This is a genomic window from Micromonospora sp. NPDC005197 (assembly GCF_040608295.1).
Taxonomy (GTDB): Bacteria; Actinomycetota; Actinomycetes; order Mycobacteriales; family Micromonosporaceae; genus Micromonospora.
The window spans coordinates 1-19,212 of sequence record NZ_JBEXHY010000103.1; the positions used below are offsets into that span (position 1 = coordinate 1).

At 74.1% G+C, this 19,212-nt stretch carries 14 protein-coding genes; 3 read left to right on the forward strand and 11 right to left on the reverse strand.

All coding sequences use genetic code 11. The features are described 5' to 3' along the window. Positions 1 to 89: 89 nt before the first annotated feature. The 5 genes from ABZU46_RS24860 to ABZU46_RS24880 form a co-directional block, all read right to left on the reverse strand. Positions 90 to 293 (reverse strand): cold-shock protein, encoded by a 204-nt coding sequence (locus tag ABZU46_RS24860; RefSeq protein WP_101369720.1) that lies wholly within the window; start codon positions 291 to 293, stop codon positions 90 to 92. 227 nt (positions 294 to 520) lie between these two features. Then, positions 521 to 3,940 (reverse strand): ATP-dependent DNA helicase, encoded by a 3,420-nt coding sequence (locus tag ABZU46_RS24865; protein WP_354861500.1) that lies wholly within the window; start codon positions 3,938 to 3,940, stop codon positions 521 to 523. Next, entirely contained in the window at positions 3,937 to 7,584 is a 3,648-nt protein-coding gene (locus ABZU46_RS24870) for an ATP-dependent DNA helicase (RefSeq protein WP_354861501.1), read from the reverse strand. The genes ABZU46_RS24865 and ABZU46_RS24870 overlap by 4 nt, the downstream gene beginning before the upstream one ends. Before the next feature lie 124 nt (positions 7,585 to 7,708). Beyond that, the gene (locus ABZU46_RS24875) at positions 7,709 to 8,254 is read right to left on the reverse strand and encodes a TIGR00730 family Rossman fold protein (protein WP_354861502.1); all 546 of its coding nucleotides are present in this window, start codon (positions 8,252 to 8,254) and stop codon (positions 7,709 to 7,711) included. Next, on the reverse strand, positions 8,254 to 9,117 hold the full coding sequence (locus ABZU46_RS24880; protein ID WP_354861504.1) for a TIGR00730 family Rossman fold protein: 864 nt from the start codon (positions 9,115 to 9,117) through the stop codon (positions 8,254 to 8,256). The genes ABZU46_RS24875 and ABZU46_RS24880 overlap by 1 nt, the downstream gene beginning before the upstream one ends. 154 nt (positions 9,118 to 9,271) lie before the next feature. Between ABZU46_RS24880 and ABZU46_RS24885 the strand changes: the two genes are divergently transcribed. Then, on the forward strand, positions 9,272 to 9,442 hold the full coding sequence (locus ABZU46_RS24885; protein ID WP_354861505.1) for a hypothetical protein: 171 nt from the start codon (positions 9,272 to 9,274) through the stop codon (positions 9,440 to 9,442). Positions 9,443 to 9,504: 62 nt separating this feature from the next. Here the strand turns inward: ABZU46_RS24885 and dapE are convergent, their stop codons facing one another. Beyond that, the gene (gene dapE, locus ABZU46_RS24890) at positions 9,505 to 10,578 is read right to left on the reverse strand and encodes a succinyl-diaminopimelate desuccinylase (RefSeq protein ID WP_354861507.1); all 1,074 of its coding nucleotides are present in this window, start codon (positions 10,576 to 10,578) and stop codon (positions 9,505 to 9,507) included. Between the two features lie 78 nt (positions 10,579 to 10,656). On the opposite strand from dapE, the gene dapD reads away from it, so the two are divergent. Beyond that, positions 10,657 to 11,616, forward strand: coding sequence for a 2,3,4,5-tetrahydropyridine-2,6-dicarboxylate N-succinyltransferase (gene dapD, locus ABZU46_RS24895; RefSeq protein WP_354861508.1), 960 nt, complete (start codon positions 10,657 to 10,659; stop codon positions 11,614 to 11,616). Positions 11,617 to 11,667: 51 nt separating this feature from the next. Here the strand turns inward: dapD and ABZU46_RS24900 are convergent, their stop codons facing one another. Further along, entirely contained in the window at positions 11,668 to 15,003 is a 3,336-nt protein-coding gene (locus ABZU46_RS24900) for a S8 family serine peptidase (protein ID WP_354861510.1), read from the reverse strand. A gap of 141 nt (positions 15,004 to 15,144) precedes the next feature. Between ABZU46_RS24900 and ABZU46_RS24905 the strand changes: the two genes are divergently transcribed. Beyond that, the gene (locus tag ABZU46_RS24905; RefSeq protein ID WP_354861512.1) at positions 15,145 to 15,702 is read left to right on the forward strand and encodes a sugar O-acetyltransferase; all 558 of its coding nucleotides are present in this window, start codon (positions 15,145 to 15,147) and stop codon (positions 15,700 to 15,702) included. A gap of 112 nt (positions 15,703 to 15,814) precedes the next feature. Here ABZU46_RS24905 and ABZU46_RS24910 read toward each other — a convergent pair whose 3' ends face one another. From ABZU46_RS24910 to dapC, 4 genes are all read right to left on the reverse strand, one after another. After that, on the reverse strand, positions 15,815 to 16,462 hold the full coding sequence (locus ABZU46_RS24910) for a nucleoside/nucleotide kinase family protein (RefSeq protein WP_354861513.1): 648 nt from the start codon (positions 16,460 to 16,462) through the stop codon (positions 15,815 to 15,817). After that, positions 16,462 to 17,112, reverse strand: coding sequence for an SIMPL domain-containing protein (locus ABZU46_RS24915; protein ID WP_354861514.1), 651 nt, complete (start codon positions 17,110 to 17,112; stop codon positions 16,462 to 16,464). The genes ABZU46_RS24910 and ABZU46_RS24915 overlap by 1 nt, the downstream gene beginning before the upstream one ends. Before the next feature lie 10 nt (positions 17,113 to 17,122). Then, positions 17,123 to 18,151, reverse strand: a complete 1,029-nt coding sequence (locus ABZU46_RS24920; protein ID WP_354861515.1) for a prephenate dehydrogenase/arogenate dehydrogenase family protein — start codon at positions 18,149 to 18,151, stop codon at positions 17,123 to 17,125. A gap of 16 nt (positions 18,152 to 18,167) precedes the next feature. Then, on the reverse strand, positions 18,168 to 19,212 hold a 1,045-nt coding region (dapC, locus tag ABZU46_RS24925; protein ID WP_354861517.1), incomplete at its 5' end, for a succinyldiaminopimelate transaminase.

Sequence of the window (19,212 nt, forward strand, 5' to 3'; positions counted from 1 at the left end):
CGCCTGCGGACGCAGGCGGGGCGGGGCGGGCCGGTCCCGTCACCGTCACACCCGGAGGGCGCGACAGGTAATGCTGACCGATCCGAAGATCAGATCGGGCGGATGTTCTCCGCCTGCGGGCCCTTCTGGCCCTGGGTCACCTCGAACTCGACCCGCTGGTTCTCGTCCAGGCTCCGGTAGCCGGAGGACTGGATCGCCGAGAAGTGGGCGAAGACGTCAGCGCCGCCGCCGTCCGGGGTGATGAAGCCGAAGCCCTTGTCAGCGTTGAACCACTTCACGGTGCCAATAGCCATGTGTTTCGTCTCCTTGACGGAACGTCGGACACACACTTGTTGTGTGCCCGAAGAGGAGCGCTCCGCGCGGGGATGCGCGAATCGCCTGTCGCTTCTGGTCGCCCCGCCCGGAGAACTCCGGACACAACAAAGAGCGCCTGGGGCCACAATTCCCGCCAGGCGCACACAGAGTCTCTGGTAACCAAAACTGCAACCCGGATAAGCTACCACAGCTTCCCCCGTCATGGTCAAGCTTGGGCGGAATCTTCGGGCAACTGGGCGATCAAGGCTGTGAGGCCAGTCACATCGAGCAGGTCGGCGGGCCGGACGGTCACCCCGTGCCGGACGTAGTGGAACGCCGCGCCCACCCGGTCGACCGGCACGCCGGCCAGCTCCGCCCAGGCCAGCCGGTACACGGCCAGCTGCACGGCGGCCACCTCGGCGGCCGGCCCGGTGGGCTGCGCCCCGGTCTTCCAGTCGACCACGTCGAACCGGCCACCCGGCCGGGCGAAGACCGCGTCCATCCGGCCCCGCACCACCACTCCGGCGATCACCGTGGCGAACGGCACCTCCACCTCCACCGGCGACCGGTCGGCCCACTCGCTGGCCAGGAAGCGCTCCTGAAGCTCGACCAGAGCCTCGTCGGGTGCGGCGTCGGCGTCAGCCGCGCCCGGCAGCTCGTCCAGGTCCAGCAGGCGGTCGGCGCCGAAGCGCTGCTCCAACCAGGCATGGAACGCGGTGCCGCGACGGGCGTACGGGTTGGGCTCGGTCGGCACCGGACGGCGCAGCGTACGGGCCAGCCCGGCCGGGTCACGCCGCAACGCCACCAGCTGGGTGACGCTCAACTGCCCGGGCAGGGCCACCTCGACCGCGCCGGAGAGCCGGGTCAGCTCGGCCCGCTCGGCCAGCAGCAGATCCGCCTCGCGCCGCCAGCGCGCCACCTCCGGATCGGCCTCCGGATCGGCCTTCGGCTCGACCGCCGGCCCGTTCGGCGCGGCGACCACCGGCCCCACCGGCCCGAGCGCCGCCGACGCCGGGCCGTCGGTCATCAGGCGGCGCACCAGCCCGGCCGCCTCGGCCAGCGCGGGTCGGCGGCCACCCAGCGGGTCGGCCGGCCACTCCGCGCGCAGCACCACCTCGGCCGTCGGGTTCGTGGCGTCCGGGGTGGGCTCCGGCGCCCACGCGTCGACCAGGTGCCCCGGGCCGCCGTCCAGGCAGGCGTCGTACACCTCGCGCAGGAAGACCGACGGACCCCGCGGCCGCTTCGTGCCCTCCCCCCACCAGTACCCGGAGCACAGCAGCAGCCGACGCGGGCGAGTGACCGCCACGTACGTCAGGCGGCGCTCCTCCCGCTCGTCGTGGGCCCGCCAGGCGTCGGTGAAGTCGGCCACCGCCCGGGCCACGGCCCGCTGGTCGGCCGCCTCGTCGAGCGCCAGCTCGGGCAACCCGTCGGCGTCGCCGCGCAGCGGGAACGGCAGCACACCGAGCCCGCCCAGCCAGTGGTCGGAGTTGCGCACCGGCCCGGGCCACGACCCACGGCACAGCCCGGCCACCGCCACCACGTCCCACTCCAGACCCTTCGCGGCGTGCGCGGTGACCACCTGCACCGCGCCCTCCACGACCTCGACCTCGCCCGGGGCGAGACCGCGCTCCTCGTCCTCGGCGGCGGCCAGGTAGGACAGGAAGCCGGACAGCGTCGCGCCGGGCGTCTCTCCGCTGAAACGGGCCGCCACGTCACCCAGGGCGTCCAGATGCCCCCGGGCCAGGCCGGCGTCGCCGGCGCCGTCGCGGCCGGCGCGCACCGCGACCTCCACGTCCAGGCCGATGGTCCGCTCGATGTCCGCGATCAGATCCGGCAGGGCCTGGTCCAGGCGGTAGCGCAACAGCGCCAACTCCATGCCGTACGCCCGCAGCCGCGCGAACCCCTCCGCCGAGTACGCCTGCGCCGGGCCGAGGTCGGCCAGCGCCTCCACCAGGGTCGCCTCGTCCAGCAGGTCGGGGGTGATGTCCGAGGTGTCGTCGGCGGCCACCTGGCGTCGGGCGTTGGCGATGGCCCGGGCCCGCCGGTGCAGCGCCACCAGGTCACGCGGCCCGATCCGCCAGCGGGCGCCGGTGAGCAGCCGCAGCAGCGCGGCCCCGTCGGTCGGGTCGGCCAGCACGCGTAGCGTGCACACCACGTCGCGGACCTCGGGAGTGTCCAGCAGACCGCCGAGGCCCACCACCTCCACCGGCAGGCCGCGCTCGCGCAGCGCCGACTCGATCGCCGGGATCTGGCTGCGGACCCGGACCAGCACGGCTGTCGTCGGCCGCTGCGCCACCGGAATGTGCTCCGGTGCCGCGCCGGGCATCCGCGCCGCGCCGCGCCAGGCGGCGAGCACACTGTCGGCGATCCACGCCGCCTCGTCGGCGTACGTGGGCAGCAGCGCGCAGTGCACCGTGCCACCGGCGGCCCCGCCGGGGCTGCGGTGCGGAATCGGGTCGCGGACGGTCAGCGCGGAGCGCAGCTCCGGCACCCGGGCGCCGGCCGCGCGCAACGGCGTGGACAGGGCGTTCGCCACCCGGAGGATCTCCGGGCGGTTACGCCAGCTGGTGGTGAGCCCGAGCGCCGGGGCCGGCTGACCGTCGGCGCGGGCGAACTCAGTGGGGAACCGGTCGAGGGTGCCCGCGCTGGCGCCCCGCCAGCCGTAGATGGACTGGCACGGGTCACCCACCGCCGTCACCGGGTGCCCGCCACCGAACAGCGCGTTGAGCAGCACCACCTGCGCGTGGCTCGTGTCCTGGTACTCGTCGAGCAGCACCACCCGGAAACGGTCCCGCTCGATCTCGCCAACCCCGGGGTGATCCCGGGCCACCCGCGCCGCCCGGGCGAGCTGGTCGGCGAAGTCCATCGCCTCGAAGTCCAGCTTGCGCCGGGCGTACGCCCGCACCAGCGGCAGCAGGCGCAGCCGGGTCTGTTGCAGGGCGAGCGCCTTGCGCACGTCGGCGTACACCCGGCCCGGCCGCGACTGCACCTCGGCGAAGAACCGGCCGGTCCAGGCGGCCAGTTGGTCCGGTGCGACCAGGTGCTCGTCCAGCTCCCCGGCGAGCGCCAGCACCGCGTCGGTGATGGTGCTCGGCATCCGGTCCACCTCGGACATGTCACCGTCGTAGTTGCGCACCAGCAGGTCGACCAACTGCCAGCGGGACGCCTCGGTGAGCAGTCGGGTGGACGGCTCGTAGCCGGCCCGCAGACCGTGCTCGGTGACGATCCGCCCGGCGTACGAGTGGTAGGTGGAGACGGTGGGCTCACCGGCGAGCGGGTCGTCCAGCGGGTCGCGACCCTGCCGGCCGAGGCGGCGGATCAGCTGGTCGAGCCGGGTGCGGACCCGGTGGGCCAGTTCGCCGGCGGCCTTACGGGTGAAGGTCAGCCCGAGGATCTGCTCCGGGCGCACGTACGAGTTGGCCACCAGCCAGACCACCCGCGCGGCCATCGTCTCGGTCTTGCCGGACCCGGCCCCCGCCACCACCAGCAGCGGCTCCACCGGAGCGGCGATGATCGCGGCCTGCTCCCGGGTGGGCGCCGGGAGCCGCAGCAGTTTGGCCAGCTCCACCGGGGTGTACCGGGGCCCGGAGTCCGCCAGCCGGGGCGTCGGCGCGGGGCCCGCGCCGAACAGGGTGGGCTGGGTCATGGGTTCTCCGGACGTCGGACGGTCGGCGGCTCGACCACCTGGCGCCCCTGCCCGGAGACCGGGCAGCTGGTGCGCACCGGGCAGACCCGGCACTTCGAGTTGGCCACCGCGGCGAACGTGGCGGCTGCCATCGTATCGGCGGTCCGCCGGACCAGCGCCGTCGCCCAGCCGGCCGCCGGGCCCTCGCCCGCCGCCGGCTGATTCTGCTCCCGGGCATCCTTCGCGGACGTACCGAGCTGCACCAGCGCCGCGCCGCCGGACTCGTCGCCGAACTCGGCGAACGCGCCCGCCTCCACCGCCGCCTGGTACGCGCCGAGCTGCGGGTGCTCGGCCAGTTCGGAGCCGGTCACCGCGGTCGACTTGCCGGTCTTGAGGTCGATAACCACCAGCCGGCCGGCCTCGTCGACCTCCAGCCGGTCGACCCGCCCGGTCAGGTCGACCGGTCGCTGCGGATCGTCCAGGCGGACCGCGAACTCGTGTTCGATGGCGAGCAGCCGGCGCGGGTTGGTGGCCAGCCAGCGCAGCAGCTTGTCGACCATCGCCTCGGCGCGCTCCCGCTCGGGGCCGGCCATCCATCGGGCGGCCAACTCGATCGCGTCGAACCGGGCGGCCACGTAGTCGAGCAGGGCGCCCCGGTCGGCGCTGGCGTCCTCGGCGAGCATCGCGGCGGCGTGCACCAGATTGCCCACCCCCTGCGCGGTGCTGGTCGGACCGCTGCCGCCGTGCCGTTCCAGGAGCCAGCGCAGGCTGCACCGCAGCGCGCTCTCCATCGCCGACGGGGTGACCCGCACCGGCGCCCCCTCGTCGACCAGCGGCCGGTCGTCGGAGAGCGCCCGCAGCCCCCACCAGTCGTCCGGGTGCGCGCCGGGCACACCCGCGGCGGCGAGCCGCGCCAGCTCGGCCGCCGCGGCGCGCCGCCGGGCCGCCGGTGCGGCCGGGTCGGTGATGGCGGTACGCAGTTCGGCGACCAGCGCCGGCAGGGTGAGCGCCCGGGGCGGCCGGGTGACCGGCAGCGCGCCGGGCTGGTCCGGCTCGTCGTCGTCCGCGCCCTCAGCGCCGTCGTTCCCGGCCGCCGGGGCTGCCACCCGAGCTGGTTCGCCGTTGCCGACCACGCCGCCACCGGTCCCGCCGCCGGTCGCGCCGTCACCGGTCACGCCGCCGGTCGCGCCGCCACCTGTCACGGCCTCGGCGGAGGGGGTGTCGTCCGGTGAACCGGCGGCGGGGCCGCCGCTCGGGGGGCCGGTGCGCGGGCCGGGCGTGCTCGGCGGCGCGGGCGGCGGGCCGGGCGTGCTCGGCGGCGTGCTCGGGCCCAGTTCGTGCAGGAAGCGGCTGGGCTGCTCCTCGTGGTCGTCGCCGCCGACCGCCGCCGACGCCACGGCGCTGACCAGCAGACGGTGGCGGGCACGGCTGATGGCGACGTGGAAGAGCCGGCGCTCCTCGTCCAGCAGCGCCGAGGTCTGGCCCACCACGGTCGCCGCCCGGGCGCCGCCAACAGACCGGCCGGCCAGCACGTCGACCAGCCGTTCGGAGCCGAGCAGGCTGCCGCGCAGGCGCAGGTCCGGCCAGATGCCCTCCTGCACGCCGGCGATAGCGACCAGGTCCCACTCCAGGCCCTTTGCGGCGTGCGCGGTGAGCAGTCGTACCGCCGCGCCCCGGTCGGCGGTCGGCGCGATGGTGTCCGCCGGCAGGTCCTGGGCGAGCACGTGGTCGAGGAAGACCTCGGTGCGGGCGCCGGGCAGCCGGTCGGTGAAGCGGGCCGCCGCGTCGAAGAGCACCAGCACGGCGTCCAGGTCCCGGTCGGCAGCTTCGGCTCGCCGGCGTCGGGCCAGGTCGCCCTCGCCGGCCGCCGGCCGCCCCTGGGCGATCGCGCCGGCCCAGCGCTCGGCCAGCCCGCTGGCGTCCCAGACCTCCCAGAGCACGGTCTCGGCGGTCGCGCCGGGTTGGGCCGCGGCGTCCCGGGCGGTGGCGAGCAGCCCGGCCACCGCCTGCGCCGGCTCCGCCCACCGTCGGTCGATGCCGGCCAGGTCCGTCGGATCGCGCAGCGCCTCGACGATCAGCTCCCCGGACGGACGGCGGTCGCCCCCGGCCAGCGCCAGGGCGCGCAGGCCCTGACGCAGCCGTCGTTCGGCCAGCGGGTCCGCCCCGCCCAGCGGCGAGTGCAGCAGCGCGACGGCCGCCTCCTCGTCCAGCCGGTCCGGTTCCAGTGCGCAGCGCAGCAGGAGCAGCAGCGGCACCACCGCGGGTTGCAGGTGCAGGGGCAGGTCCTCGCCGTGCACCACGGTCGGGACGCCGGCGGCGTGCAGAGCGCGTTGCAGGGTGGGCAACTGCAACGCCGTCGATCGCACCAGCACCGCCATCCGCGACCACGGGACGCCGTCGAGCAGGTGCGCGGCGCGCAGCGCGTGGGCCAGCCAGGCGGCCTCGCTGGTCGCCGACCGGAACGTGTGCACCTCGACCACACCGGCCGGGGCGTCCGGCAGTGGGCGCAGCCGGCGGTGCGCCATCGGACCGCGCAGCCGGCGGCCCAGTCGGGCCATCGCGGCGAGCAGGACCGGGCCGGCCCGGTACGACGTGCTCAGCAGCACCTGCGCGGCCGGTGCGCCGGAGGCCGTCCGGAAACGGTGCCCGAACGTGGTCACGCCGGCCGGGTCCGCACCGCGGAAGGCGTACGTGGAGGAGTCGGGGTCGGCGAACGCGACGAGCGACTTGCCCCCTCCGGCGATGACCGAGAGCAGTTCGTGCTGGGCGGGGTCGGTGTCGGCCAGTTCGTCGACGTACACGTGGGCGAGGCGGCGGCGCTCGGCGGCCAGCAGCTCCTCGTCGTCGCGCAGCAGACCGGTGGCGGCCCGGACCAGCTCGGCCGGGTCGTACGCGATCGAGCCCCGGTTGCTGACGTCGCGCAGCGCGAGCACCGCGACGTACTCCCGCAGGAAGCGGGCGGCGGCCGGCCAGTCGGCGCGGCCGAGCTTCTCGCCCAGCCGGGCCAGGTCGACCGGACCCACCCCGCGCTCGGCGGCGCGCATGAGCAGGTCGCGCAACTGACCGGCGAAGGCCCGGGTCCGCAGTGCCGGGCGCAGGTCGGTGGGCCAGCCGACCGGGTCGTCCTCGGGCTCCTCGCCCACCACGTCCAGCAGCTCGCGGATGATCAGATCCTGCTCGGGGCCGGTGAGTAGCCGGGGCGACGGCTCGCCACGTTCGGCGGCGGCCCGGCGCAGCAGCCCGAAGGCGTACGCCGGGAAGGTGCGCACCAGCGGCTCGCGCAGCACGCGGTAGCCGTCCTGTGCGACCCGGGCCTCGATGCGCTGGCGCAGCGTGGTGGCGCCGCGGCGACCGAAGGTCAGCACCAGGATCCGCTCGGGATCGACCCCCTCGGCGACCCGGGCGGCGACCGCCTCGACGAGGGTGCTGGTCTTGCCGGTGCCGGGACCGCCGAGCACCAGCATCGGCCCGTCGGTGTGCGCGACGACCTCCTGCTGGACGGGATCGACACGCCAGCGGAGGCTCGCCGGCCCGGGTGTGCCGGCGGCCTCGACCTCACCGGCGACCGCACCGTCGCCACTCGGCACGGCGACGCCGCCGTCCGACGCGTCCCCGTCCCCCCGCGCCGGCCCCCCGGGCCGCCGCACCAACCGGTACGCCTGCATCCCCAAATCCCATCACCCCCCTACGACACCAACCCCACCCCACCCGCGCCGGTCATGGAGGTGGCGGCACGACACGCCGACGGCCCTGCCGCCACCCTCATGACCGACCGGGTGGGACCCGGAGTCAGGGTAGGTGGGACTCCAGTGCTTTTAGGGCTTCGGGGACCGTGGCGACCACGGTCAGCAGGTTGCGCCCGGCGGGTTTGAGGAAGTGTTGGTCGGTGAGGGTGGTGAGCCAGTCGAGCAGGGGCCGGTAGAAGCCGTCGGTGTCGATCAGCACCATCGGCTTGGTGTGCAGGGCGAGGGTGGCGGTGGTCCAGACCTCGAACAGCTCATCCAGTGTGCCCAGGCCGCCCGGCAGGGCGAGGAACGCGTCCGACCTGTCGATCATCAGGGTCTTGCGGTCGGCCATCGAGTCGGTCACCAGCAGCTCGTCCGAGGCCAGGTCGGCGACCTCCAGATCGACGAGCGCCTGCGGGATGACGCCCACGGTGTACCCGCCGGCGGCCCGCGCGCCGTCGGCCACCGCGCCCATCATGCCGACGCAACCACCGCCGCTGACCAGCGTGTGCCCGCGCCGGGCCAGCTCCGCGCCGGTCTCCGTGGCGAGGTCGAGCCAGCGTTGGTCCAGGGTGCGGGACGAGGCGCAGAAGACGCAGACCGCCGCCATCAGCCCTCCCGAGGCCGGTCGGGGGCCTGCTCGGCGGCGGCCTGCTGGTCGGCGCCGGTACGCGCCACCGCCTCGTCGCGGACCGCCTCCTGCTCGACCGAGAGCGCCGCCTCGGCCTCGACGATGTGGCGGACGGCCGCGTTGACGTCGTCGGTGAGGCAGATCAGATCCAGGTCGACCGGGCCGATCTTGCCGCTGGCGGCCATCGTGTCGCGCAGCCAGTCGAGCAGCCCCTGCCAGTAGGCGACCCCCATCAGCACGACCGGGAACCGGGTGACCTTGCCGGTCTGCACCAGGGTGAGCGCCTCGAACAGCTCGTCCATGGTGCCGAACCCGCCGGGGAGCACCACGAACGCCTGCGCGTACTTGACGAACATGGTCTTGCGGGCGAAGAAGTAGCGGAAGTCGATGGCCAGGTCGACCCAGTCGTTGATGCCCTGCTCGAACGGCAGCTCGATGCCGAGCCCGACGGAGAGCCCGCCGGCCTCGGTGGCGCCCCGGTTGGCGGCCTCCATCACTCCCGGGCCACCCCCGGTGATCACCGCGTAACCGGCCCGCGCGAGCGCGCCGCCCATCTCCTCGGCCAGCCGGCACTCGGCCGTGTCCGGGCCGCTGCGGGCCGAACCGAAGACGCTGACCGCCGGCGGCAGGTCGGCGAGGGTGTCGAAGCCCTCGACGAACTCGGAGAGGATGCGCAGTGCCCGCCAGGCGTCCCTGGTCTTCCAGTCTTCGCGCCCGCGCGAGTCCAGCAGCCGCTGGTCGGCGGTGCTGCTCGGGATCGCCCCCCGGCGCAGCGTGACGGCGCCCCGGTGCCGCTCCTGCCCCGGGCCGCGGCCGGCCTCCCGCCCGTTGTTCTGGCTCATGAAGCAACCGTAGTGGAGCCGCACACGCCGGGTGTGCGGGGCGCGGACGCCGAGAAATAGTTCGCGATCATGGGCAACTATTTGGCTTCCCCGTACGTCTTACTATTCACATACCGGGTATGCCCGGGCGCGCGCCTTCGGGGGAGGAGACAGCGTGATCAGCAACAGCGAGATGATCCGGATCCGTCGACTGATGCAGCGACGGATCCACGACGTGGTGGCCGAGCGCCGCCGCGCCCGTGACCTCGACCCCGCCCTGTCGCCCGCCGCCACCGGATCCGGAGCCGATCAAGAGGTTCGCGCCGCCGACAACGGGCCAGGCTGACGCGAACCTCTTGATCGCCGGAAACAGGGCCGACCGGCCAGCCCGGAACGGGCCCGACCAGGTCAGGCCGGGGCGAGCCAGCGGTGCAGCGTCGCCGCGCCGTCACGGATCTTGCTGATCTCGACGTGCTCGTCGGGGTGGTGGGCGAGGTTCGGGTCGCCCGGGCCGAAGTTCAGCGCGGGGATCCCCATGGCCGCGAACCGGGCCACGTCCGTCCAGCCCAGCTTGCCGATCGGCGCGGCGCCGACCGCGGCCAGGAACTCCTTCGCCGGGGCCGCCTCCAGCCCCGGGGCGGCACCCGCAGCGGTGTCGGTCACCCGCACCTCGAAGCCGGCGAACACCTCACGCAGGTGCGCCTCCGCCTCGGCGGGGGTGCGGTCCGGGGCGAACCGGTAGTTGACCTCGATCTCGCAGTGGTCCGGGACCACGTTGCCGGCCACGCCACCGTTGATCCGTACCGCGTTCATGCCCTCGCGGTAGTCGCAGCCGTCGATGGTGACCCGGCGTGCCTCGTACGTCTGGAGACGGCGCAGCACCTCACCGGCAGCGTGGATCGCGTTCACGCCGTGCCAGGAGCGCGCCGAGTGGGCGCGGACGCCGGTCGTGGTGACCACCGACCGCATGGTGCCCTGGCAGCCCGCCTCGACGATGCCGTACGTCGGCTCCAGCAGCACCGCGAAGTCCGCCTCCAGCCACTCCGGGAACGCCTGCGCGACGAGGTTGAGCCCGTTGTAGCGCGACTCGATCTCCTCGGCCTCGTAGAAGAGGTACGTCACGTCGTAGCGCGGGTCGGGCAGCGTCACGGCCAGGTGCAGGGCGTACGCGACGCCGGACTTCATGTCGGAGGTTCCGCAGCCGTACATCAGGTCGCCGCGCATGGTCGACGGGAAGTTGTTGTTCAGCGGCACGGTGTCCAGGTGACCGGCGAGCACGACGCGCTGCGACCGGCCGAGGTCGGTGCGGGCCATCACGGTGTTGCCGTGTCGGTGCGTGGACAGGTGCGGTACGCCCCGCAGCACCTCCTCGACGAAGTCGGCGATCGCCTTCTCGTTGAGGGACACGGACTCTATGTCGACCAGTACGCGGGTCAGCTGCACCGGATCGGCGAGGACCTCGGGGGTCAGCGGGTTCTGCATGGATCGCACGGTACCTTCAGGTCTGTCAGCGCGAGGAGCGAGCCGAGGCCGGCCTGGCCGCGACCGAGAGGTGCAACAGTGACGTCCGCAGATTCCGCCTGGGGCATCGGCCTGGCCACCGTCACCGCCGACGGGCAGGTGCTCGACACCTGGTATCCGACCGGCAAGCTGGGCCTGGGTGAGCTGCCGCTGGTCGCCGGCGAGGGCGAGTCGGACGTGCTGGACCTGCCGCCGGGCGCGCTGGGCGACCGGTCGCTGCCCGGTCTGCGTACCGTCCAGGTGGTCACCGTGATCGGCTCGCTGGACGACCCGATCAAGAACGCCTCCGACGCGTACCTCCGGTTGCACCTGCTCTCCCACCGCCTGGTGCGGCCCAACCAGATCAACCTCGACGGCATCTTTGGCAAGCTCGCCAACGTGGCCTGGACGTCCGCCGGACCGTGCCCGCCGGAGCGGGTGGACGAGCTGCGGGTGATCGAGCGGGCGGCGGGTCGCCACCTGTCGGTGTACGGGGTGGACAAGTTCCCCCGGATGACCGACTACGTGGTGCCCTCCGGTGTGCGGATCGCCGACGCGGACCGGGTCCGGCTCGGCGCCCACCTGGCCGCCGGCACCACAGTGATGCACGAGGGCTTCGTCAACTTCAACGCCGGCACCGCGGGCACCTCGATGGTCGAGGGGCGGATCGTGCAGGGCGTGCTGGTCGGCGACGGCTCCGACATCGGCGGTGGCGCCTCGATCATGGGCACCCTCTCCGGTGGCGGCACCGAGAAGGTCAGCATCGGCGAGCGCAGCCTGGTCGGCGCGAACGCCGGCGTCGGGATCTCGCTCGGCGACGACTGCGTGGTCGAGGCCGGCTGCTACATCACCGCCGCGTCGAAGATCACCCTCCCGGACGGCCGCGTGGTCAAGGCCCGGGAGCTGTCCGGCGTCGACGGCCTGCTGTTCTGGCGCAACTCGGTGACGGGCGCGCTGGAGGCCCGCCCGCGCACCGGCCGGGGCATCGAACTGAACGCCGCCCTGCACGCCAACGACTGACGGCCCCGCCGGGTCCGCGGCGCTCGACCGCGGACCCGACGGGGGTACGCCTCAGCGCAACCGGTACGCCTGGATGATCCGTTCGGTCACCGTGTTGCCGGCGGCGTCCCGAGCGGTGGCCCGCAGGGACACGTGGCCGGGTGCCGCCGGATGCCGGACGGTGGCCGTCCAGCCGTGGCCGCCGTGCCGGACCCGGGCGGGTCGCCAGGTCCGACCGCCGTCGTAGGAGACGTCCACCCGCAGCCCGGTCACGCGCGATCCGGGGGCACCGGGCTGTGGCTGCACCTGCACCGGGATGACCAGGCTCCGGCCGGCCGCGGCTGCGTTGTTCCGGTCCAGCTGAGGCGTGAACCGGATCGCCGACACCGGCAGTGGCCGGTAGTCGTCGCCGGGCACGTGCCCGGATCGGAACGTCCACGCCGCCCCGACCTCGGTGCTCAGGTCGGTGAAGCTGCGCTTCGTCGACACCTCCAGCCGGTAGTCCGCGACGCCGGGCGGCACCGTGAACTGGCCGTACCCCGGCTCGGTCAGCTCGTCGACCAGGACGCCGTTGCGGTACAGGGCGGTTCGGCCGGCGTCCGTGATCGACCGGCCGGCGTGGCCGTCGGCGTCGCCGTGCAGCGGGAGGTTCACCAGGATCTCGTCACCGAGGCGGGTGACGCCCTGGCCCGGCCAGCGCGGCGCGGGGAAGGACGGCCCGTACGGCGCGCTGTTCCAGGTCTCCCTGACGTGCCGGCCCGCCCGGTACGCCTTCGGTTCGGCCTCCAGCACCGCCTTGGTGTCGAGCCACCCCTCCTCCGTGGGCACGCCGAACGTCAGCTCGGAGGACCAGCGCAGCCCGTTGGTGTTGTAGTGCTCGACGCGGTGCCCGGGCACCGCAGTGGGCAGGACCGTCGCCCAGCCGCCCAGGTCCGGTTCGAGGCGCGGAAAGACCACCCGCTCGGAGACCATGCCGGGATAGCCGCCCCGGAACTCGTGGGTGACCGTGGCCAGGTCCCGAGCGCGGTAGGTCTTGTCGAAGCCGGTCGGCATGCGGCCGGGGAACTTCTCGCTGAGCGCGTACAGGTAGGGGCTGATGGCCACCTCCGGCTTCCGCCACTGGCTGCTCACCGTGCCGAAGAACCGTGCGCCGGAGACCACCCGACCGAGGTGCCCGGTGGCCAGCCCGGTGAAGTCCAACCCGAGCAGACCGAAGCCGTACGAGCCGCCGTCCTCGGTGAGGAAGTTCGCGCCGATGTCCACCAGATCCGGGACGGCGGTCCGCTCCGGGATGGTCGTCCGCACCGGCCGTGCCCTGCGGGCGTCGACGGTGACTGTGGTGTCACCGTCGAACACCAGCTCCGGCTGGACCAGTTGGGCCGTGCCGACGTCCCCGCTGAAGACGATGCTGGCCACCGCGTAGCGGCCCTTGGGCACGCGGACCTCGACGCTGCCGTCCGGGTCGTACAGGTCGCGGCTGTCGAGGGTGTCCAGCCGGATCAGCGTGGTGATGAACCCCTCGGCGGGCGCGCCGCTGTCGTCGAGGTGCCGGACGGTGAGCTGATAGCTCTCCACCTCCCGGTTCACCGCGACCGGGGTGACCGCCACCGCGGTGCCGGAGCGGGCCACGATGCGGCCGGTCCAGTAGCCGTCCGTGCCGATCCGGGTGTCCACGGTGACCGTGGTGCCCGCGGTGCCGCCGGCGGGCACGGTGACCTGACCCGCCCCGAGGGAGAACATGCCGGCCGGAGCCGGTTGGCCGTCCGGGCCGGTCACCTCCACGGTCAGGTCAAGGGTGAGTGGGGCCGGGCCGTCGTTGTGCCAGTCGACCTGCCGGGCGACCGGGGTGTCGTCGTCGTGCGGCCAGGCCGGCTGACCGAAGGAGACGCTGACCGGGGTGCTGGTCACCCGCTGGGTGATCGCGCGGGCCACGTCGACCCGGCCGGCTCCCTGCTGAAAGGCGGTCTGCTCCGGGTGCGGCTTCGCCGAGGCCATCAGGGTCGCCTTGAGCTGGGCCGCCGCCCAACCCGTGTGCTGCTGGGCGAGCAGCGCCACCGCGCCGGTGACGTGCGGCGCGGCCATCGAGGTGCCGGAGAGCGCGAGATATCCCTCCCCCACCGGCTCGCCGATCTGCGCGCCCTTGGCACGGGCGGCGACGATGTCGACCCCCGGGGCGGTCAGGTCCGGCTTCAGTCCGCCGTCGCCCACCCGGGGGCCACGGCTGGAGAAGTCGGCCAGCGCGTCGTCGCGGTCCACCGCGCCGACGGTGAGCGCCGCTTCGGCGCTGCCCGGCGAGCCGACCGAGCCGTCCGTGCCGTCGTTGCCGGCGGAGAGGACGAAGAGCGCGCCGGTCTGCGCGGTCAGCGACTCGACCGCCGCCTCCAACGGGTCGACGTCGGGTGTGTCGGTGCCGCCCAGGCTCATGTTGATCACGTCGGCCTGCTGGTCGACGGCCGCCCACTGCATCCCGGCCAGGATCGCCGAGTCCATGCAGCCCTGCTCCTCGCAGACCTTGCCGTTGAGCAGCGTGGCGTCCGGGGCGACACCGTGGTACTTGCCACCGGAGGCGGCGCCACTGCCCGCGATGATCGAGGCGACGTGCGTGCCGTGGCCGACCGTGTCGTCGGTGTCGGCGGCCTCGGTGAAGTTCCGTGCCTCGGCGATCCGACCGCTCAGGTCGGGGTGGCTCGCGTCGATCCCGGTGTCCAGCACCGCCACGCGGACACCCCGGCCGGTGAAGCCGGCCGCGTAGGCGGCCGGGGCACCGATCTGCGGCACGCTGTGGTCGAGGGTGACCTGCCGACGACCGTCGAGCCAGATCCGGTCGGCACCCCCCGCCGTGCCGACCCGGGCACCGGCGCCGGTGAGCGCCGCCCAGACCGTGGTGGCCTGCTGCTTGTCGGCGGTCGCGGCGAACCCGCCGATGGCCGGCAACTCCGCCGTGACAGTCAGGCCGATGGGCGCCGCGACGCGTTTCCGGGCGCCCGCGTCGGCGGCGACCAGCACCGGCAGATCGTTCCGGCGCGCGTCGTCGTAGCCGGCGGCGATCAGCCCGGTCACGTCGAACAACCGCCGGTCGACCCGGCCCGCACGAACCAGGGGCAGGGCGTCCTGCGGCAGCACCGTGAGGTGGCCACGGTCGCGGGTGGTGACGAACCGCTTGTGCGTACGCCCCGGACCGGGGCGCACGGAGGCGGACCCGGAGTCGGTGACGCTGACCCGGTCTCCGGTGAGCAGGGTGACGGTGGTCGTGGTCGCGGCGCGCGGGGCGGCGCCGATGGTGGCGCTGGTGGTGGCGCTGGTGGCCGTGGTGGTGCTGGCGGGTGGTTGGGCCGCGGCGATCACCGGAGTGCCCAGCACGAGGGCTGCGGCGGCGATGGCGGCGAGCGTTCTGCTGCGTCGATGCAACGGATCCTCCTTGATGGAGCGTGGTAACCAGAAGAGACGCATTGACCATCGCCAGTATTACATACCGAGTATGCATAAAAGAGGGCTAAAATATAACGGACCTGCCAACTGATGGCAGGTCAGCGGGGCATCATCGACCGGGTGACCTCCATGAAGGACAAGATGCTCGCGGGTGAGCCCTACCTCGCCGACGATCCCGAGCTCATCGCCGACCTGGACCGGGCCGCCCGGTTGCTGGAACGCTTCAACACCAGCCTCGCGGCGGATCCGGCGGCGCGGCTCGCGGTGCTGCGCGACCTGCTCGGCGAGCTGGGCGACGCCACCTGGATCCGTCCACCGTTCTACTGCGACTACGGCTGGCAGATCCGGATCGGGCCCCGCAGCTTCGTCAACTACAACGCGGTCTTCCTCGACGTCGCGGCGATCACCATCGGCGCGGACGTCCAGGTCGGACCGAACGTGCAGCTCCTCACGCCGACCCACCCGGTGGAACCCTGCCCGCGCCGCGACAAGTGGGAGGCCGCCAAACCGATCACCATCGGCGACAATGTGTGGCTCGGCGGCGGCGCGATCGTGCTCGCGGGAGTGACGATCGGCGCGAACACAGTCGTCGGCGCGGGAGCGGTGGTGACCCGCGACCTACCCGCCAACGTGGTCGCGGTCGGCAACCCGGCCCGACCCGTCCGCGAACTCGACTAGGAGAACAGCGTGGGCACGATCCCGCTCGACGGCGGCATCGTTACCCGGCTCAACCGCATCCCGAAGTACGTCCCCTCGCGAGGCCGACCCGGATCTGGGCTGACGGAATCGCTCAGGCCACCGGCAGGTCGGGCAGGCGGATCACCAGGTCGGCCCGGTCGGCCGTGGGGGTGACGCGGGCCGCGTTGGCCTCGTCGCTGCCCAACGCCCAGGCCCGTGCCTGCTCCGGTGACCGCCCGTACGCCTCGTGTCGAGCGGTCAACCGGCGCTGGCGCAGCTCGACGTCCAGATCGAGGAACCACACCTCGTGCAGCAGCGTCCGGACCTCCTGCCACGGAAAGTCCGGCACCAGCAGGTAGTTGCCCTCGGTGACCACCAGGCGGACCGACGGCGGCACCTCGATCGCCCCGGCCACCGGCTCCTCGATCTCACGGCGGAACTCCGGCGCGTAGACCGAGGTCGGCTCCAGCCAGCGCAACCGGCGCAGCAGTGAGACGTACCCGTTGGCGTCGAAGGTGTCGATCGCGCCCTTGCGGTCGGCGCGGCCCAACCGGACCAGCTGCGACTGGGCCAGGTGGAAGCCGTCCATCGGCACCAGCCGGGCGCTCGGCCCGACCTCGGCGACGATCAGCTCGGCCAGGGTGGACTTGCCGGCGCCGGGCGCTCCGGTGATGCCGAGCAGTTGCCGCGGGCCGGCGTCGGCCAGTGACCGCGCCCGCGCCACCAGCTCGTCGACGGCCAGCACCCGGGCCTGCGGCATCAGCCCAGCACCGGATCGCTGATCGTGAACCGGGCCTGCACCGCCGCCTGCACGGTCTGCGGCCGCGGGTCCAACTCCAGCTCGGGCGCCCCGCCGCCAGCGCCGCCCCCGACGTCGAAGGCAGCGCGGGCGAACATCGGCCGGTCCCCCGGACCGGCGTCGGCCAGCTCGATCAGCGCGGTGACGCGGGCGCCGAGGGCCTCGGCGTACTCCCGGGCGCGCAGCAGTGCGTCGCCGATCGCGGCGTGCCGCGCCTCGCGGTGCGCGGGGCTGTCCGGGCGCAGCTCCCACCAGGGGCCGGCCACCTCGACCTGGTCCTGGTCGGCCAGCCGGAGCATCAGCTCACCCAGAGCGGTGAAATCGGTGACGGTGACCGTCGTGGTGACGCTGCCGAGCCAGCCCACGACGCGCTCACCCGAGCGCTTGGTCTGCGGCCGGACCCACAGGTCGCCGGCCTCCCGTCGGGCCACCGCCGGCTCGGCGCCGTCCAGCAGCACCCGGACGGCGGCGGCCCGCTCGGCGAGCTGCGTCAGCGTCGCCTCCCGATCCCGACCGCGGGCCGTCACGGTGACCGCGAACCGCGCCAACTCGGGCGGCACCTCCCGGGTCGCCTCGCCGCGCACCTGCACAACCGGGCCGTCCGTCGCCATGCCTGCCAGCCTAGTCAGCCACCGGCAGCCACGCCGGGTAGGAGACAACGTCCGGGCCGATCCGGCATCCCGTCAGGTGGCCACCGGCGTCGCCCAGCCCGCGCAGCCAGGCCACCTCGACGGCATGGTCGCCGTCGGCGGGGAACTCGCGGTCCGCCGGCGCGAACCGGCGGCCCCGCAACGCCGACCGCGCCGCGCCGGCCTGCGCGTACCCGGCGGCGAGCGCCGACGCGTCGCCAGCACGCAGCGCGCCGGCCAACTCGTCCAGCAACACCCGGACCTCGGCCAGCTCGTGCAGGACCCGTTCGCGGTTGCCGAGCAGCATGTTCGCCGTCCGCTCGGCAGGTGTGCCGGCGACCCGGGTGCCGTCGGAGAAGCTGCCCGCGGCCAGCGCCAGCACGGCGTCGCGCAGCGGCGACCGCTGCACCGCCCCGGCCAGCGCGCCGGCCAACAGGTGCGGCACGTGCGACGCGAGCGCGGCCACCGAGTCGTGCGCCGGCGCGGACATCGGCACCACCCGGGCACCGAACAGCTCCACCAGCAGCCCGGTCAGCCAGCGGAAGGCGACAGTCGCGACACCCGTCGCCGGGCAGAGCACCCAGGCGGCACCGGTGAGCAGCGTCGGGGAGGCCGCCGTCAGGCCGGCGGACTCCGCGCCCGCCATCGGGTGCCCGGGTACGAAACGGTCGGTGAGCCCCAGCCCGTCGGCGGCCGCAGCCACCTCGACCTTGGTGCTGCCGACGTCGGTCAGCACACAACCCGGCGCGGTCAGGTCGGCCACCTGGGCCAGAGTCCGGGGCAGGGTGGGCAGCGGACCGCAGAGGAAGACCACGTCCCGGCTGGCGACGGCCTGCTCGATCGTGGCCGGCGCCGACACGCCGCGCGAGCGGGCCTGTTCCCGCGTCACCGGGTCGGGATCCCAGCCGGTCACGTCGAGGCCGGCATCGGCGAGGCGCAGCAGCAGCGAACCACCGATCAGGCCGGTGCCGAGCACCGCCGCCCGGACGTTGGCGTACCGTCCGGTGCCGCCGTCGGTCATCGCCGGCCGCCCGGGGTCAGGCCCGCAGCCGGCCGGCGACCGCTGCGACGTGCTCGTCGGACTCGGTCAGCGCCACCCGGACGTACCGCTGCGCGGAGGGGCCGTAGAAGACACCGGCCGCGACCAGGATGCCGCGCCGGGCCAGCCAGTCGACCGTCTGCCAGCAGTCCTCGTCGCGGGTGAGCCAGAGGTAGAGGCCCGCCTCCGAGTGCTCGACCGTGAAGCCGGCGCCGGTGAACGCGGCGGTCAGCACCTCGCGCCGGGCGCGGTAGCGCTCCCGCTGCTCGGCGGCGTGCCGCTCGTCCTGAAGGGCGGCCACCATCGCGGCCTGCACCGGCGCGGGCACGATCATGCCGGCGTGCTTGCGGACCTTCAACAGCTCGGCGACGAGAGCCGGATCGCCGGCCACGAACCCGGCCCGGTAGCCGGCGAGGTTGGACCGCTTGGAGAGCGAGTGCACGGCGAGCACTCCGGTGTAGTCGCCGCCGCAGACCTGCGGGGACAGCACCGAGACCGGCTCGGCCGACCAGCCCAACGGCAGGTAGCACTCGTCGCTGGCGACCACCGCGCCGCGTTCCCGGGCCCAGTCGACGACCTTGCGCAGGTGCGCCGCGGGCAGCACCCGCCCGGTCGGGTTACCGGGCGAGTTGACCCACACCAGCCGGACGCGCGAGGTCGGCCCGACCGCGGTGAGCGAGTCGGCGCGGACCACGGTGGCGCCGGCCAGCCGGGCCCCGTCCTCGTAGGTGGGGTACGCGATCGACGGCACGACCACCACGTCGCCGGGGCCGATGCCGAGCAGGGTGGGCAGCCAGGCGACCAGCTCCTTGGAGCCGATGGTCGGCAGGACGCCGAGACCGTCGACGCCAGCTCCACAGGCCCGGGCGACCCACGCCGCGATCGCGTCGCGCAGGGCCGGGGTGCCGGCGGTCAGCGGGTAACCCGGGGCGTCGGACGCGTCCGCCAACGCCTGACGGATCACCGCCGGAACCGGGTCGACCGGCGTGCCCATGGAGAGGTTGATCAGGCCCTCCGGATGCGCCGCGGCCAGCGTGGCCGCG